Source organism: Brevibacillus sp. 1238 (assembly GCF_029892995.1).
Classification (GTDB): Bacteria; Bacillota; Bacilli; order Brevibacillales; family Brevibacillaceae; genus Brevibacillus; species Brevibacillus parabrevis.
On the sequence record NZ_JARXWC010000021.1, the window covers coordinates 25,748 to 43,126 of the forward strand.

Sequence of the window (17,379 nt, forward strand, 5' to 3'; positions counted from 1 at the left end):
GTGAAACTGGAAGAATACGTCGACCAGGTCGTTCGGGATTTGCCGTGCTCGCGCAAAGAAAAGCAAGATATGAAAGACGAGCTGTTGGACCATCTGACGAGCATGCAGCAGGAGCTGATCGAAGAGGCGGGACATACGGAGCGGGACGCTGCTTCCTTGACGATCCAGCGCTTCGGGCCTGTGGACATCCTGAAAAGGCAGCTTGCGATGTCTATGCCGCTCATCGACAAGTACGTGAGGAAGTGGGTTCTTGGCTTGTTTGGACTGTATGTGGCGGTGAGCTGCTATTTGCTGCTGCTCTCCCCGGACAGATGGCACCGCAGGGCGTTTACACTGGACTGGAAAGCGCGGATGCTGCAATACGGTGCGGCTGAATATACGCATATTTTTCAGAACACGCTGCCAATGCGGACGCTTTTTGATTATGTGCTCCACTTTGAACATTACAGCGTGTATACGATCGCTTACAATCTGCTGGGGAACATCGCGCTGTTTGTGCCGCTCGGATTGCTGTTGCCGCTGTTGTTTTTATCGTTCCAAAGCATTCATCGCGTGTTTTTTACCGCTTTGTTTGCCAGCTTGGGCGTCGAGTTTTTGCAGTTTTTGCTTGCTTTGGGCAGCTTTGATGTGGACGATCTGCTGCTGAATGTGCTTGGCGGGCTGTGCGGCTACGGATTGTTTCGCGCAGGCGCGGCTTTTGTGTACAAACAACGGGGCAAAGCAGGGACGGACAAGCCGTTTTCCACATTTTCCTGATGAAAAAGCAGGTGCGTCAGCGCAGGAAATAGCAGGGGGAAAGGTCGTTCTTTTTCTCCACGCTTCCTGCGGTCATAAACATCGTAATACGATGTATGTAGTCATTCGATAATGGAGGGAACCATGAAAAGACATATTCCGCGACTAATCGTTCTCGCCTTGCTGCTGCAAATGGCAAGCGGGTGTGAGAGTACCGCGCAAGTTCAGCAAACATCCGAGCAGACAGGCGCTGCAACAGCGGGGCAACCCGGAGGACAAAAACAGCTTGCCAAGCAGCCGGAGCAAGCGCTGCCGTTTTCTTTTGAGGTGAAGCCGGAGACGTTTGAGCTTTTTGTCGAAAGCGGCGGTAGCCGGGAGCGGGCGTCAGAGCCTTTGCCAGCGCGCCGGGTCGAGAATTTGCACAAGAGTGAACAGGAAGTGAGCTGGAACTACCCGGACGACAAGCTGCAAGTCAAGATCGCGAAAGAGGCAGACCATCTGCAAATTTCCTTGACTTCGACGGGAGCGGAGAGCTTTTCCTGGCCGCAAGTAAAGGCTCAGAGCTATATGCTGCCGCTCGGGGAAGGCAAATGGATTCCGGCGGTAGACAAAGCCTGGCAGTCGTTTTTGCGGGAGGAGAGCCTGTCGTTTAGCGAGTCGTTTTCCATGCGCTTTTTCGCCTTGAACCAGGAAAAGTTCGCCATCTTTTACATGGTGGACAACATGTTCAACAACACGCTCGATTTTGCCACCGACCCGGCTATCTCGATGCAGTTCACGCATGAGTTTCCTTCGATAAATCCTGACAAGTCGTACAGCTTCCGCCTGTACGTGACCGACAATGACCCGGTGCAGATTGCCGGACTGTACAAGCAAATCATCCAAAATCAGGGCGAGTTCACGACTCTCGCACAAAAGGCGGCCGTCAATCCGAACGTGGAAAAGCTGTACGGAGCACCGCATTTCTACATATGGAACAAAACGTTTTTGGCGGAGGACGACGTCAAGTGGGCGATGCTCGCTAAAAAGCTGGGCAAAGACTTCACGAACTGGCTCGTCAAGCTTTTGGCCGACAACAAGGAGGACGGGCAGGAGAGCATTGCGCAGCTAAGCGAGATCATGAAGCAAGATTACGTCGCTGCCTATCAAAGGAAGGCGATTTTGAACGGCTTCAACTACGCGCTGCGCTCCCGCGACTTTTACAATCCGCAGCTGTTTGCAGGTGTCGCGGACAGCAAGGCAAAAGCGCTGATCGCAAAAGGAGTGGGGCAGCTCAATGAAGTCGAGTTGTACGAACTGAACAAGCGATTGCTGAAAAGCGTCTTGCAGGATGCCGTTCCCGCTGTGGAGCAATGGGGGGATACCGATTCCCTCAAGCTGCTGCAAAAAATGCAACAGGCAGGCATTGCGCGCGCCTGGATCGGTCTGCCAGACTGGACGGCTGCCTACATGAAGCCTGCGTTCATCGGGCAAGCGAACGATGCCGGCTATTTGATCGCGACCTACGATTCCTACCATTCGATTCATAAAGAAGAGAATCCGGATTGGAACACAGCGGTTTTCGCGGACAAAAGCTTGTATGAGAACGCGACGATTGCGAAGAAAAACGGGGAGAAAAAAGGCGGGTTTTTGCAGCGGGGCAGATTGTTGAATCCGACTTTGTCGTTGCCCAGCGTGAAGCAGAGAATGAGTGAGATCATGGGGACTGGCGTGCGGTTTAACTCGTGGTTTATCGACGTGGACGCCGCCGGGGAGTTCCACGACGATTATTCTGCCGAGCATGCGACTACGCAAAAGCAGGATATGCAGGCGAAGCTTGCGCGGATGAACTACATCCGCGACGAATGGGACATGGTGATCGGATCGGAGACGGGCAATGACTTTGCCAGCGGCAGCATCGCTTACGCCCACGGGATTGAGACTCCGGTCATTCGCTGGTCAGACCCGGATATGCGCCAAAACAAGACCAGTCCGTACTATGTAGGCGGCTACTGGTCGCCAGCGGGCGAAATCCCTGAACGTTATGCCAAACAGGTTCCGCTCAAGGACGAATACCGGCATGTCTACCTTGATCCTGCGTACTCGCTGCCTTTGTTCAAACTCGTGTACAACGAGTCGGTCATTACCAGCCATCATTGGGAATGGGACAGCTTGAAAATCAAAGGCGAGGTCGGCACACGCATGCTTGGCGAGCTTTTGTACAACGTGCCGCCGCTCTACCATCTGGACAACCGCGTCTGGGAGTCCAACAAAGAGACGATCATGCGGCATTTGCAAGTCTGGACGCCGTTCCATCAAAAAGCCGTGCAACGCCCGATGACTGATTTTGCTGTATTGACCAAGGACCGACTGGTGCAAACGGCCGTCTACGGACAAGACCTGCAAGTCATCGCCAACTATTCCAGCAAGGATTTTACGTATGAGAACAAGCTGGTCAAGGCAAAATCTGCGCTGATCATCGAAGGTTCCATTACCCAGACTTTTCAGGCGGGAGTGGAATAGGAAGACGAGATGAAAGCAGGCGAAAAGGCTGTCCGTCCGTGTACGGCGGCCTTTTTGGCGCTGGACGGCACAGGCTGTCGTCTGTCTTCAGGACAGCGGCCCGAATTTTTTCTTTTTCAAATCTGCCAGAAGACGGTCCGTGAAGCCTTTTGCCAGGCGGGAAAAATGCCGTTCCGAGGATCGGACCCAGCTGAGGTGAACGGGTTGCTGTTCGGGAATGTCGAGATCGAGAGTGCGCATGTCCAGCGTTTGCAAATGCGGGTCGTGCATGAAGGAATAGTCCAGTCCGATCGTGACGGCGAGATTTTCCCGCACGGCATTGCGGATGGCATCCGTGTTGTTTGTCGTGAACAAAATATCGACAGGGCCGTATTTGGCGGCAAAGTCTGCGACAAACCATTTGACGTAGTCGTCGTTGTAGAGCACGAAAGCATGCCGCCGCAGCTCTTCGGGGCTGACAGACTCCTGGAAGGCGAGCGGCGAGCTTTTGCTGATGCCCACGACCATTTTGCCTTCCAGCACAGGCTCGAAGCTCAGCCTTTGCCCGGCGCTTTTTTTCAGCAAACCTTCGTACATAATAATCAGGCCGATATCGAGCTTGTCCTGCCCGATGTCCTCCAAAATTTCCTGCGAACCTTTTTCGGCGATCTCGATGCGGATTTGCGGGTAGTCCTTTTTAAAGCTGGACACGGCGTTCACCAACAAGTCCATCGGGCCGGGAATGGTCGCCAATCTCAGTTCGCCGCTGAGCGTATTGGCACTGCTTTGCGCTTCTTCCTGAATTTCCTCGATCTTGCTCAGCACCTCGAAAGCTTTTTTGATAATGACTCGACCTTCGGATGTAGGAACAGCTCCGAGACGGGAACGAGTGAACAGGGCGATGCCCAGCTCCGCTTCCAGACTGGAGAGGGATTGGCTGATGGCGGACAGCGTGACATGCTTGTTTTGCGCTGCTTTGGTCAAAGAGCCTGCCTTGGCGATTTCCACGATGTATTCAAGCTGTTCCAGGTGCATGGGATTCCTCCATCCTTTAGCTATACTTAATCTGCACTAAGTATGTTTGCATATGATTGAATATAAAGCAGGTCTATAATAGAAGCAAGGCAAGCCAATATGGTGCTTTTCCTCGCTTCTGACGAGTCTGCCCACGTAACCGGGGCGGGATTCGTCAGCGATGGCGGAGGAACAGCGCGTTCATCTCCTGTGCGTTAGCATCCATTTGAAAACGGAGGGAAACAATCATGAAACTGGCAAATAAAGTGGCAATCGTGACAGGCGGAGCAAGCGGGATCGGGGAAACGACGGTGCGTCTGTTCGCGCAGGAAGGGGCAAAGGTCGTCATTGCCGACTTTTCCCCGCGTGGCGACGAGCTGGCGAAAGAGTTGAATGAAGCTGGCTTCGAAGCGTTGTTTGTGAAGACAGACGTGACGAAAGAAGCGGAAGTGAAGTACATGGTGGACGCTACCGTGGAGCGGTTCGGCCAGGTAGACATTTTGTTCGCCAACGCCGGGATCGCCAAGGACGCTCCTGCGCATCTGCTCAGCACCGACGATTGGCAAAGAACGATCGACATCAATCTGACGGGTGTGTTTCTGTGCGATAAATACGTCATCGAGCAAATGCTGGCGCAAGGAACGGGCGGAGCGATTGTCAACTGCGGCTCGATTCACAGCCATGCCGGAAAAGCGGGAGTTACCGCTTACTCTTCGGCAAAAGGCGGCGTGAAGCTGCTCAGCCAGACGTTGGGCATTACGTATGCGAAACAAGGCATCCGCGTGAATGCCGTGTGCCCAGGCTATATCGATACGCCGCTCATTGCCGGACGCAATGAAGCAATGAACGAGCATCTGGTTTCCTTGCATCCGATGGGACGGCTCGGCAAGCCGGAGGAAGTCGCGAAGGCAGTCTTGTTCCTCGCCAGTGACGATGCGTCTTTTGTGACAGGGACAAGCCTTTTGGTAGACGGCGGATACACCGCGCAATAAAAGCAGAGCGAATAAAAGGGGAAAATTCGAGTCTTCCGTGTGGCAGTTGTCATGCGGGAGACTTTTTTTGTGGAACTTATCAACCATCGTCCAATCAGGCGAGTTTTGCCGAACATACTGTATAAGTAGTCCAAAAGCACAAGGGCAGGAGGGAGAGGAGTGCCGACATATGTGGGAAATGTACAGATTACCAACAATTCGGGTACTGTCAATTTTGGCGATACGGCGAACAACTCTCCTAAAAGCGTCAGCAAATCCTTTTCCGGTTCAGGCGGCGGAAACAGCGGGAATGTTGTGAATGTCATCAACAAGCAAAGCGAGACGAATACATGGGGCGTGGGGGAGAGTCGGGGGAGTTTGCGGCTCAAGAGACGGAATAGACGGACGAGACAGGCGGGACGGGTTAGACCGACAAGACGGGCCAGGCGGGCGAAACGGCGGAAACGGAGCTAACGTTTTTGCAAGTTGCCTGCGGCTTTAAACCGGACAAGCTGCAAAACGTCAGTCTGGTTACGGAAGTTTGCAAAACTGTCGCTTCTGACGCATGCGTGGATGTTGATCTTTAAGCAATACATGGTAAAATGAAGCAAACTTGTCGCCAACATATTCAGATCCTTTGAAAGAGGGTCATTTTTTTTGAGAATCTAGGAATTTGTCAGTGCGAAAGTTACTCCTTTTGTTTTTGCTTTGACGGCAAACAAAATTTGGTAAAATTATCGGCGTCGTGCACGGTGCATGAGCGCAAGCAGGTGATAGGATGAGAAGCAAATTGATGGAAGCCTTGACCCCACAAGAATGGGAAGAATTGCTACAGGAAAAGGACGGGGAATTGAAAGTGGTCTTGCGAGAGCTTGCTGACGTAAAGTATGCACTAGATCAGTCGACGATCCTGGCGATCACAGACCATCGCGGGATTATTCTCCGGGCAAACGAGCAATTTTGCCGGATATCCAAATACAGTCGCAGTGAGCTGATCGGGCAAGATCATCGCCTGCTCAACTCCGGGCACCATCCCAAGTCATTTTTCAAGCAAATGTGGAAGTGCATTGGCTCGGGGCAAGTGTGGCGGGGAGAAATATGCAATCGGGCGAAAGACGGCAGTCTGTATTGGGTTGATACTACCATTGTGCCTTTTGTGGATACAAAGGGGAAAATCTATCAATACGTTTCCATTCGCAACGACATCACGGCGCGCAAACATATGGAAGAGGAAGTCAGAAAAAGCGAGGAATTGTACCGACTCATCGCTGAAAATACATCCGACATCATCAGTATCGTCAATGCCGAAGGAGATTTTTTGTACTTGTCTCCGGCTCACAAGGCCGTTTTTGACCACGATGTTCCGGACGAGCGTTTTCACAATCTTTTCGAGTGGATTGTCGAGGATGACCGGGATATTATGGCTTTTGCGATTCAACATACGTATTCCACGCGAAAAGAGTACACGGTGGAATGCCGCATTCAGACGAGCAGAAAAGAAACGATCTGGACCGAAAGCAAGATCAATCCGATTGTGGACGAGCTGGGCAATGTGAGCAAGCTGCTGTTTGTCACTCGCGATATTACAGACCGCAAACAGTCGGAGGAACTGATTCATCATCTGGCCTATCACGATGCCTTGACCGATCTCCCGAACAGGCGCATGTACACCCAGCACCTGAGCAGGGAAATCATGCAAGCCAAACGTTTTCAGTCCAATCTGGCCGTCTTGTTCCTCGATCTGGACCGCTTCAAGGACGTCAACGATTCGTTCGGTCACGATGTAGGGGATTTGTTGCTGGTGGAAGCAGCCAATCGCCTGAAGGCGTGTCTGCGGCCCACCGATGTGGTCGCGAGGCTGGGCGGAGATGAATTTACCGTATTGCTCAGCCAATTGGCGGATCGCGAAGAAGCCGCCGCGCTGGCCAATCAGATCATGGAAGCTTTGCAACGACCGTTTATCCTTCAAGACCACTCGTTCAACGTGTCGTGCAGCATCGGCATTGCGCTGTACCCGCAGGATGGAGATAACGCCGACGATTTGCTCAAACGGGCGGACACCGCACTGTACACCGTCAAATCGCGCGGGAAAAACGGATACGACTTTTTCGATCCGACGATGGAAGCCAAGTCGCTGGAGCGCATCCTGATGGAAAACGAGCTGCGCAAAGCGATCGAGCAAGAGCAGTTCCAAATTTACTACCAACCGAAAATAGACATCGCGACAGATACGCTGACGGGGATGGAAGCGCTCGTGCGCTGGGTTCACCCGGAGCTTGGGGTCATACCGCCGAATCGGTTTATCCCGATTGCCGAAGAGACGGGGATGATTATTGCTCTCGGAGAATGGATTTTGCGGCAAGCATGTCGCCAAAACAAAATTTGGCACGATCAAGGCTACTTGCTGAAAGTGTCGGTGAATTTGTCGGCGAGGCAAATTTATCAAAAAGACCTTGTCGAGATGATCAAGCAGATTTTAGCGGAGACAGAGCTGGCTGCGGAGTGGCTGGAGCTGGAAATTACAGAAAGCATCTTTGTGAAGATGGAGGAAGCTACGGCCGTTTTGCAGCAAATTCGCGATATCGGCATCCACATTTCCATCGATGACTTCGGGACAGGCTACAGCTCGTTTAGCTATATTAAAAGCTTGCCGGTGGACACGATCAAAATTGATGCCTCGTTCATCCGCGATATTCACCATAACCAGGAAAGCCAAGCGATCGTAAAAGCCATCGTGACCATAGCGCAAAGCTTGAACATGAACGTAATTGCCGAAGGCATCGAACTGAACGACCAGGCGGCCGCCCTGCAGCAAAACGGCTGTGATCACGGCCAAGGCTACTTGTTCAGCCGACCGTTGGCAACCGATGATTTCGAGCGTTATTTGCGCAAAGATCAAGTGTCGTGATGGTAGTTTGAAGAATACGAGATGAAGCAAAAGCAAGGGAAGTCCGACGATTTAACGAATCGGGCTTCTCTTTTTTCTTTTTTGCCAAACGGCTGTTCAACCTGCTTCGGGAGTGCTTTATGCAAGAGAGTAATGGTGATAAGTAAAGTAAGAATGTTCATATTGAGTCTCGAAAATGGTAATATTTTACTTGTAAAAGAGGAAGAGTGATTCTCGGGTTAGGTAAGTTTTTTCTAAAGACTTTTACTTTAAGAAATAGGAGAGATTGAATGAACAGAGTAAATATCGCTTCCAAAAGCTTGCTTGTTATTGCTTGCCTTGTTTTGGGTGTAACAGGTTGTGCTTCTAATAACACAATTGCCGATAATCAAGGCGTGGAAAAAAAGGAGTTTACTGCTAGTGCCAATGTCAACACGACTACACAAGAAAGCACGAAAGATATATTGACACAAGCAAACGCTGAGTTGCTTGTTTCTCTCCTGGAAGACTACGCTCCTTCTGAGTTGGATGACAGTGTATTAGCCTCAAAAGAACCAGTTTATATTTGGGACTGGTTTAGGAAACTGCAAGTCTGGACAGACGATTTGACTCGTCTAGCAAATGGAAAGCCGAAAGCAGAGGGCGCTGTAAAAGATGTTATTACTTCAAGACTAAATAAATATTTTACACCAGAAGCATCTGAAAAAATATTTGACTCCTTCTTTAGAGCGGCTACTGATGGTTCGTATGAGACCTTTGAAAGAGAGCGATTTGAAAAAGGCCTGGAAGCGATTGACGAAAATTTAAAAGTGGACATTCAGAAAAACGATCAGGACATAAACGTTACATTTACCGGAATTGAGTATGATTATTTCAACCCAGGTGCTAAGCAAAAGTATGATGTCAATGTACAATTTAAACTGGTAAAAGACGGAACCAAGTATTTGATTGACGATATTGAACATGATTAAGTTTTTAGTAAACGGACAGGATTCTCTTGCTGTAATGAGCGTGACAGTATTCGCAGACGACAAAAAACGGAAATAGCTGACGCCAGGTGGATACTGACGTCAGCTTGTCGTTTGGCGTTTTCATTGTCCACAAAATGAAAGATTTACCTTTCTTGCTCGCCCTGTCTTACACCCGCTGCTCACGGTAAATCCCTTGCTCGTAAATGTACGCGAGGCACGCATCTGGCAGCAGGAAGCTCGGGTCGCCGCCTTTGCGGATTTCATCGCGGATGTAAGTCGAGCTGATGCCCATGTTGATGCCTTTGCTCATGATCAGAAAATGCTCGTCGTGGTTGCGCAGAAGCGCGTCTTCGGCAATCAGGTCGGCGGTCGGATACCCTTCCCGCGACATGACGATGAACTGAAACTGCGAGACCAGCTTTTCGGCATTGCCCCAGTTCGACAGTCCTACCAGCAGGTCCGAGCCCATGATGAAAAACAGCTCGTCGTTCGGATATTTCTTTTGCAGATGGACCATCGTGTCGTACGTGTATGTTTCGCCAGGCAGGGCATCCATCTCCACCGTGGAAATTTCAAACAGCGGCTGCCCGAATTGGTTCGTCTTATGCTCGCAGGTGGCCAGCGCCAACTTCAACATGTGCAGGCGATGGACATCCTCCGTCTGCATTTTTTTGTCATGGCGTTTGGAGGAGCAAGGGACAAAAATGACTTTGTCCAGGCGTCTTCTGTGCGCGACAGTAGCTGCCGTAAACAGATGGCTGTAAGTAATCGGATCAAAGCTGCTTCCGTATATGCCGATTCGCATGATCGTAACCTCCCGCATGCATCTGGGTGTCCATGCCTGCCAGATGTTATTTTTTCACAACGGCTATGCCCAGTTGATGTTGAAAATGTCCCAAAGCCCACTCGTGTCCTACCGGATTGAAGCTGGCGACGGCGTCCTCGTGAATGACGACGCGAAAACCGTGGTAGAAACCTTCGATTGCCGTGTGCAAGACACAAATGTCAGTGCAGACGCCAACCAGATGAATTTCGCTAATGCCCCGCGCCCGCAGCTGCAAGGCCAGATCAGTGCCCTGGAAGGCGCTGTAGCGCGTTTTGTCCATCCAGTAGATGGTGTCCTCAAATTCCTCGTAGATGCCTTGGATGCTCCCGTACAAGTTCCTGCCGGACGTGCCGATGATGTTGTGCGGCGGATACAGCCCGGTTTCCGGATGGTACGGGTCCTGCTCCTTGTGAGCGTCCACCGCCATCACGACAAAATCACCTTCTGCGAGAAAATCGCGGATCAATTCGCCGATGCGTCCTTCAATAGCTTGCCCTGGTTCTTTGCAGGTCAGGGCACCGTCTGGCGCGACAAAGTCGTTGGTATAGTCGATCACAATCAAGGATTTCATGGCAAAAACCTCCTGAAGTGAATGTGGGTAAGCCTGTCAGTAAATCATGGCAGTCGGGATGAAGTCGGAAAAGCGGTACAGCTTGGCGGGAGAGTTGGAATACTCGGTCGAGTAAACAGGCTGGCCCGAATCATCTACTGCTGCTTCCAGAATGCCTTGCCGTCTCGTAGTGGCGAGCAGGCGGCGTTCAAAATTGCCCCGATCGTTCACTTTGAAGCTGGGCACGACTGTTTCGATGACCTGCAACAGCTCGCTCAGCGTAAACCGCTCAGGCAGGAACGCTTTGGCGATGTTCGTTTGCAGCATTTTTTCCCGCACGCGCTGCAAAGCGTCCGTCAAAATCTCGCGGTGATCGAATGCCAGGTTGAGAGCGAAAGCTTCTTCGATGGGAAATAATTGCGCATCGGAAGCGTCGTCGGCAGCCTGCGCATGTTTGAGCAAATCTTCGTGAACGAGGGAAACGTACGCGACGCTCGGAATCCAGCCGCGCGGGTCGCGACCTGGCTTGTAGTATGTTTTCAGCTGCTCAATGTGGACGTCGCGGTCGATGTTCGTCTCTTCCTTCAACTCGCGGTAGGCGCACTCATCCAGCGTCTCGCTTTCCTTGGAAAAGCCGCCGGGCAAAGCCCACTGCTCCCCGTAGGTGTCGCTTTTGCGCTTGATCAAAAGAACAGCCAGCTGCTTGTGCGGCAACGATTTGGTTTTGGTTGCACGCGGAACGGACAGGATGGTAAAGAGACAAATATCGGTCGGAAGCCCGTCTGGCGAGCGATGCTTCTTGGTGCGAAAAAAGAGGCGTTTGGCTGACAGGCGATGCATGCTCACGATCGCATCCTTTCTGTAATGTGCTGGTTGATCCTGTTATGTTTATATTATAATGTTGTTTTAACAATGTCAATATGACAATATAATATTTTTCCAATAACTGACGCTGGAACGAACGAACGCAAAAAACGCCTGAGCTGCTCATGCTCAGGCGCTTCGTTTATGAAAAAGGCGAGACGGTTTCCAACGGGGCGGTAATCGGTTTGAGTCGCTGTTGAAGCGACGGAGCGGACTGGCACGGCTGGCTGGACTGAACAGCTTCTTCCCAGAAAAACAGCTGGCTGTTCAGAGGCGAGAGGTTTTTTGGCTGCACGCGCACATACGTGCCGTCTGGCATGAGCACGTTGGCCTTGGCGTCATCCTGCAACATCGTAGCCAGGACGTGCATGATCCGCTCCTTCAGATCACGCTGCACCACGGGAAACAAAATCTCGACGCGGGCGATCATATTGCGAGTCATCCAGTCCGCGCTGGACAGGAACACTTTTGGATCGCCGCCATTGCAAAAGGCGTAAATGCGACTATGCTCCAAATATCTGCCGACGATGCTCGTGACCCGGATGTTTTCGCTGACGCCGGGAATGCCTGGACGCAGGCAGCAAATGCCGCGGACGATCAGATTGATTTTCACCCCGGCGCACGAGGCGCGGTACAGCGCTTCGATGATTTCCTTGTCGGTCAAAGCATTCATCTTGGCGGTGATGTAAGCAGGCTTGTCCGCCAGGCAATTTTGAATTTCGCCTTCGATCAGATCGAGGAACGCTTCGCGCAATCCGACAGGAGCGGTGGCGATTTCCTCCCATTTTGGCGGGTGGGAATAGCCGGACAGATGGTTGAAAAAGTGGGTGGCATCTGCCCCGACCTGTTCACGCGAAGTAAACATGCCCATGTCCGTGTACACGCCTGCGGTTTTGTCGTTGTAATTGCCCGTGCCAAGGTGCACATATCGGCGCAGGCTATCGCCCTCGGAGCGGACGACCAGCGTGATTTTGCTGTGAGTCTTTAGCCCTGCCAAGCCGTAGATGACGTGGCATCCGGCGTTCTCCAGTTTTTTGGCCCAGACGATGTTGTTTTCCTCGTCGAAACGCGCTTTCAGCTCCAGCAGGACAGTGACTTGCTTGCCGTTGTCCGCAGCCTGGAGGAGAGCATTGACGATCGGGGAATCGCCGCTGACCCGGTACAGCGTCTGCTTGATTGCGAGCACCTTGGGGTCGTTCGCGGCTTGTTGGACAAATCGGATGACCGGCTCAAAAGATTCGTAAGGATGGTGCAGCAGCACGTCCCTTTTTTGGATGACCGCAAATAAATCCTCGTCCTGCTTCGCCAAATCAAGCGGCTGCTGCGGATCGAGCGGTTCAAAGCGCAAATGGTCGTAGCCTGCCAGCGCATGGAAGCGGAAGAAAAACGCAGGATCGAGCGGACCATCGAGGCAGTACACTTCTTTGTCAGTGAGATCGAGCCAGTCTTGCAGAGTGGCTTGCAAGTATGCGCTCATGGACGAAGAGACGGCCAGGCAGGAAGGCTCGCCCATCTTGCGTTTTTTTAGCGTTTGTTCGATCGCTTCCAGCAAGTCATCGGCTTCGTCCTCGTCAAAAGTCAAGTCGGCGTTGCGTGTAATGCGAAACGGACTGACCTCGACGATGTTGTAACCGTGGAACAGGCTGTCCATATGCTCCGCGATGACGTCTTCCAACAAGATAAAATGATCCTCGCCATCGAGGGAAGGCAGCTCCAGAAAACGCGGCAAGACAGACGGCACCTGCACAACAGCAAACAGCGGGCCTTCGCTTTCTTCCTCCGTGTCTTCCAGCAAGACAGCCAGATTCAAACTTTTGTTCAACAGCATGGGAAACGGATGGCTGGCGTCTACGGCCATCGGAGTCAGCACCGGATACAGGTGATGATGGAAAAAGGCGCGCACGAATACGGCTTGCTCTTCGCTCAGCTGATTTGCCTGCAAAAAGCGGATTCCCGCCTTGTTCAGCTCCGGCGTAATCTGGTGTTTGAGGATCGAGTACATCCGTTCCATCACCAGATGAGTGCGATCCCACACAGCGAGCAACTGTTCGTTTGCCGTCATCCCGGATTTGTTGTCCGGCTTGGTGAAGCCGGCTTTGACCTGGTCCTTTAGACCTGCCACCCTGACCATGAAAAATTCGTCAAAATTGCTGCTGGCAATCGCGATGAACTTGAGCCGCTCCAAAAGCGGATTGTCTGGATTGGAAGCTTCAAAAAGCACGCGCTCGTTGAAAGCGATCCAGCTTAATTCCCGGTTGATATAATAATCTGGAATACTAAAATCCTTCATCATGAACCAACCTTTTTCGCATAGTAAAAGATAGATCATAACTGGCAAGGAATAGTATAGCAGTCTACTGTTAAGCGATTGTTAAGTTTTGTCGGGGCTACGCGTCCACGACGACTTTCAGCGGGATTTTCCAAGCTTTCGAGAGCTTGGACAGCGGCTCATCGAGCAAGGAATACTCCAGCAAATCCGGCTGTTTTCCCGTGCAGGACAAAACGAACTCGCCGCCTGTTGAAGCAAGGTGGACGGCGCTGATCGCCTGGGTCATCGAGCGATCCAGCACTCTGGCAAAAAGCAGCAAATGGCCCAGCTTCTCTACGAGACTTTTGTCCTGCTTGCCGAGCAAATCCGGGTGACGGGCAATCTGGCTCTGCGCCAGCTTGTTTGTTTTATAGGACGCAATCATGGCGAGCAGCAGCCGTTCCCGATGGGTATAGCCTGCCATCAGCACGTTGGACAGCAGGTAAAAAGTATGCTCGGAAGCTTCGTAGACGTTGATCGTGCGTCCGGTGTCATGCAGGAGAGCGGCGTTTTCCAAAAGCTGTCGCTCGAACCCGCTGAACGAATGGAGCGCATGCTGTTGCAACTGGTCAAACAGCGACAAAGCCAGGTCGCGCACATGGCGCGAATGCGGCTGGTCAACCTGGTAGCGGTTCATGAACTGCAAGGCGCTGCGCTCCCGGACGATGGCGGTCGAGGCAGGCGGCTGTTCACCCCAGACGGTTTCGTACAACACCCCGTCACGCAGCCCTTTGTTGCTTACGAGCAGGCAATCACTTTGCGCGTAGTGAAGCAAGCTTTCAAAAGCCGCCATGCCCGCGAGAATGACATCGGCGCGGTCTTTGGATACGCCAGGGATTTGTCGGCGTTCTTCCAGCGGCAGCCTGCGCAGGGCGTTCAAAATGTTCGTTACCGCATCTGCCTGGATGGGGTAATGGTGCAGGCTGTCCATGCTGTAGTGAACCTGGCGCTGGTGAATTTTGCCCAGATTGCGCGCTGTGCCGCCGATGGCGATGGCGGGACAGTGGCGGTCGGCAAGCCAGGGACAAGTGGCAAGCGAATCGGCCAAAAAGGTGCGCAGCTGCGCAAATTCTTCCTCACTCGGAACCTCTTCGCGGAAAAATTGACTGGTCAATGTCACGATGCCGAATGGAAAGCTGTGGCTTTCGATCAGCTGGCGGTCGCGGAAGTAAGTAACCTCTGTGCTGCCGCCGCCGATGTCGATGGTGATTCCTTCGTCCACAGGCATGCTGTTCAAGACGGCGAGATAGCCGTATCGCGCCTCTTCCTTGCCGCTTAATACACGCATGGAAATGCCGCTTTCCCGCTCGATCGCCGCTGTCAGCTCCCGGCCGTTTTCCGCCTGGCGAACTGCTGCGGTGGCAACTCCGATGGCTTGGGTGACTTTTCGCGCGTCCAGCAGTTTCTTGAACTGGCGCATCGCTGTCAACGTTTTGGCAACGCCTTCCTCGTCCAGTCTGCCCGCACGCAGGTGGTTGCTCAATCGCAAGCTGTATTTGATATTGTCTATCTCTGCTACCATTCCCGAATCGTCTTGCTCGTAAATGACCAATCTGGCTGTATTGGAGCCGAGATCGATGACGCCGATGCTTTTTTTCATGTGATTCCCCACTTACAATAGGCTTGGATTCTCGCCAAAATTTTCATGTTTGTTCTCATTATGCCATAGAAATCGGACTTTCCACCCATGAAGTTGTCAGTTGACAATAACGAAAAACCTTTTTATAATCTGAGACATTCAAGCAAACAACAATACGCACACAAATACATGGCTGTGAAAAGGAAAGTAAAAAAGGGATTTGACGACCAGAGAGCTGCCTGATTGCTGGGAGGGCGGCCGCGAACTCTTTTTGAAAGCCACCTTGGAGCCCTGCTTTTGAACGGTTCAGTAGAAAGCAGCGTTTTCCCCGCGTTACGGGGCGCATGTCTTTTTGACAAGACTGCACGAGTTTGCTTTTTGCGAGAAAGGCAAAAAAGCTGAGTGGTACCGCGATACCTTCGCCTCAGCAACCCGATTCATGAAAGCATGGATCAGGTTGCTGGGGCTTTTTGATTTTGGCCAAAAAGAGATAGGAGTGGTGGGGAATGGATCGCTTGAAGCAAAGGGAGCTGTTGCACCTTTTGGAAGAGGATAGCCGCATGAGCGCCGAGCAAATCGGCAAAATGCTGGCAGAGCCTACGGAGGTAATCGAACAGGCGATTGCTGAGCTGGAGGCAGAAAAGGTGATCGTGAAATATCCGGCGCTGGTCAACTGGGAGCGCGTGGAGGATCATCCTTACGTCAACGCCATGATCGACGTCAAAGTGACGCCCAAGCGCGATGTCGGATTTGACGAGGTAGCCGAACGCATTTGCCGCTTCCCTGAAGTGAAGGCCGTCTACTTGATGTCTGGCGCCAGCTACGATTTGTCGATCATTTTGGAAGGCAAGACGATGAAAGAGGTCGCTACCTTCGTATCGCAAAAGCTGTCAACGCTCGATTCTGTCGTATCGACAGCGACGCATTTTATTTTGAAACGCTACAAGCACGATGGCATTGAGCTGGAAGATCGTGACGAAGATCGCAGGATGGTGGTTACGCCGTGAGTACACAATTGACAGTCAAAAAAAATCGCTTGTCGTCTACAGTCGCATCTTTGAAGCCATCGGGCATCCGCCGCTTTTTCGATCTGGCGGCATCGATGGAAGGGGTCATCTCGCTCGGGGTTGGGGAGCCGGATTTCGTCACGCCTTGGCGCATGCGCGAAGCTTCTATCTCCTCGCTGGAGCGCGGACACACTGCCTATACTTCCAATGCGGGCATGCTCCCGCTGCGCGTCGAGATTCAAAAGTATTTGGAGGAGCGCTTTTCGGTCAGCTATCATCCGGAGACGGAGATTCTCGTAACCGTAGGAGCGAGCGAAGCGATTGATATCGCCTTGCGTGCCATTCTCGATCCGGGTGATGAAGTGCTGGTAGTAGAACCGTGCTACGTCTCCTACGAGCCTGTCATCCGGCTGGCTGGCGGCGTGCCGAAGTTTTTGAAAACGACGATGGAAAACCAGTTCAAGCTGACGCCGCAAGAGCTGGAAGCGAATATTTCAGAGCGCACGAAAGCGATCATCTTCTGCTACCCGAACAACCCGACAGGGGGCACGATGACAGCAGAGGAGTGGAAGACGCTTCTGCCGATTATTGAAAAGCACGACCTGCTGGTGATTTCCGACGAGATTTATGCAGAGCTGACGTACGGACGCATGCATGACAGCATCGCGGCTCTGCCGGGAATGAAAGAGCGGACGATCCTGATTTCCGGCTTTTCCAAAGCGTTTGCCATGACAGGCTGGCGGCTCGGCTACGTGTGTGCCACACCTGATCTGCTCGCGGGCATGCTGAAAATTCACCAGTACACGATGCTGTGTGCGCCGACGATGGCCCAGATGGCTGCGCTCGAAGCGTTGCGCCATGGCCGCGCGGATATGGAGCGAATGATCGAGAGCTACCGCCAGCGCCGCAATTACGTAGTCGATGGCTTCCGCCAGATCGGACTTACGTGCCATGAACCGGATGGAGCGTTTTACGCCTTCCCGTCTGTGACGGCAACAGGACTTAGTTCCGCCGAGTTTGCCGAAAAGCTGCTCATGGAGGAGAAAGTGGCAGTCGTGCCGGGAGACGTGTTTGGCGAGAGCGGACAAGGCCACATTCGCTGCTCGTATGCGACGTCCATGGAGCAGTTGAAAAAGGCGCTGGATCGGATGGAGCGCCTGATGGGACGATTGCAGTAGGGCAGGCG

14 protein-coding genes and 1 other annotated feature are annotated in these 17,379 nt (G+C 52.3%); of the genes, 8 read left to right on the forward strand and 6 right to left on the reverse strand.

What is annotated here, in order from left to right:
* Both M2298_RS27130 and M2298_RS27135 read left to right on the forward strand, forming a co-directional pair.
* Complete coding sequence (locus tag M2298_RS27130) at window positions 1–756, forward strand: VanZ family protein (protein WP_217021841.1); 756 nt, start codon at window positions 1–3, stop codon at window positions 754–756.
* 123 nt (window positions 757–879) lie between these two features.
* A complete protein-coding gene (locus M2298_RS27135; RefSeq protein WP_280649319.1) occupies window positions 880–3,237 on the forward strand; it encodes a glycoside hydrolase in 2,358 nt (785 codons plus the stop codon).
* An 87-nt stretch (window positions 3,238–3,324) separates the two neighbouring features.
* On the opposite strand, the gene M2298_RS27140 is transcribed toward M2298_RS27135, so the two are convergent.
* Window positions 3,325–4,251, reverse strand: coding sequence for a LysR family transcriptional regulator (locus M2298_RS27140; protein ID WP_173598123.1), 927 nt, complete (start codon window positions 4,249–4,251; stop codon window positions 3,325–3,327).
* Between the two features lie 227 nt (window positions 4,252–4,478).
* On the opposite strand from M2298_RS27140, the gene M2298_RS27145 reads away from it, so the two are divergent.
* The 4 genes from M2298_RS27145 (at window position 4,479) to M2298_RS27160 (ending at window position 9,059) form a co-directional block, all read left to right on the forward strand.
* Complete coding sequence (locus M2298_RS27145; protein WP_280649320.1) at window positions 4,479–5,222, forward strand: SDR family NAD(P)-dependent oxidoreductase; 744 nt, start codon at window positions 4,479–4,481, stop codon at window positions 5,220–5,222.
* A gap of 159 nt (window positions 5,223–5,381) precedes the next feature.
* Window positions 5,382–5,675 carry a spore germination protein gene (locus M2298_RS27150; protein ID WP_173598122.1) on the forward strand — a complete coding sequence of 98 codons (294 nt, stop codon included), beginning with the start codon at window positions 5,382–5,384 and terminating at the stop codon, window positions 5,673–5,675.
* A 319-nt stretch (window positions 5,676–5,994) separates the two neighbouring features.
* Window positions 5,995–8,109 (forward strand): EAL domain-containing protein, encoded by a 2,115-nt coding sequence (locus M2298_RS27155; RefSeq protein WP_371736969.1) that lies wholly within the window; start codon window positions 5,995–5,997, stop codon window positions 8,107–8,109.
* A gap of 269 nt (window positions 8,110–8,378) precedes the next feature.
* Entirely contained in the window at window positions 8,379–9,059 is a 681-nt protein-coding gene (locus tag M2298_RS27160; protein ID WP_280649321.1) for a hypothetical protein, read from the forward strand.
* Between the two features lie 166 nt (window positions 9,060–9,225).
* Here the strand turns inward: M2298_RS27160 and nadD are convergent, their stop codons facing one another.
* The 5 genes from nadD to ppx all read right to left on the reverse strand — a co-directional run bounded on the left by nadD (window position 9,226) and on the right by ppx (window position 15,207).
* On the reverse strand, window positions 9,226–9,864 hold the full coding sequence (gene nadD / locus M2298_RS27165; RefSeq protein ID WP_063229672.1) for a nicotinate-nucleotide adenylyltransferase: 639 nt from the start codon (window positions 9,862–9,864) through the stop codon (window positions 9,226–9,228).
* Window positions 9,865–9,910: 46 nt separating this feature from the next.
* The gene (locus M2298_RS27170) at window positions 9,911–10,456 is read right to left on the reverse strand and encodes a cysteine hydrolase family protein (RefSeq protein ID WP_173598120.1); all 546 of its coding nucleotides are present in this window, start codon (window positions 10,454–10,456) and stop codon (window positions 9,911–9,913) included.
* 36 nt (window positions 10,457–10,492) lie between these two features.
* Window positions 10,493–11,275 carry an NUDIX hydrolase gene (locus M2298_RS27175; RefSeq protein ID WP_122962710.1) on the reverse strand — a complete coding sequence of 261 codons (783 nt, stop codon included), beginning with the start codon at window positions 11,273–11,275 and terminating at the stop codon, window positions 10,493–10,495.
* A 166-nt stretch (window positions 11,276–11,441) separates the two neighbouring features.
* The gene (locus M2298_RS27180) at window positions 11,442–13,592 is read right to left on the reverse strand and encodes an RNA degradosome polyphosphate kinase (RefSeq protein WP_481752865.1); all 2,151 of its coding nucleotides are present in this window, start codon (window positions 13,590–13,592) and stop codon (window positions 11,442–11,444) included.
* A 94-nt stretch (window positions 13,593–13,686) separates the two neighbouring features.
* Complete coding sequence (gene ppx / locus M2298_RS27185; RefSeq protein ID WP_280649323.1) at window positions 13,687–15,207, reverse strand: exopolyphosphatase; 1,521 nt, start codon at window positions 15,205–15,207, stop codon at window positions 13,687–13,689.
* Window positions 15,208–15,372: 165 nt separating this feature from the next.
* Window positions 15,373–15,616: a binding site (T-box leader), on the forward strand.
* Between the two features lie 76 nt (window positions 15,617–15,692).
* On the opposite strand from ppx, the gene M2298_RS27190 reads away from it, so the two are divergent.
* Window positions 15,693–16,193 (forward strand): Lrp/AsnC family transcriptional regulator, encoded by a 501-nt coding sequence (locus M2298_RS27190; RefSeq protein WP_122962713.1) that lies wholly within the window; start codon window positions 15,693–15,695, stop codon window positions 16,191–16,193.
* Window positions 16,190–17,371, forward strand: a complete 1,182-nt coding sequence (locus M2298_RS27195) for an aminotransferase (RefSeq protein ID WP_122962714.1) — start codon at window positions 16,190–16,192, stop codon at window positions 17,369–17,371. Before M2298_RS27190 ends, M2298_RS27195 begins: the two co-directional genes overlap by 4 nt.
* Window positions 17,372–17,379 lie beyond the last annotated feature (8 nt).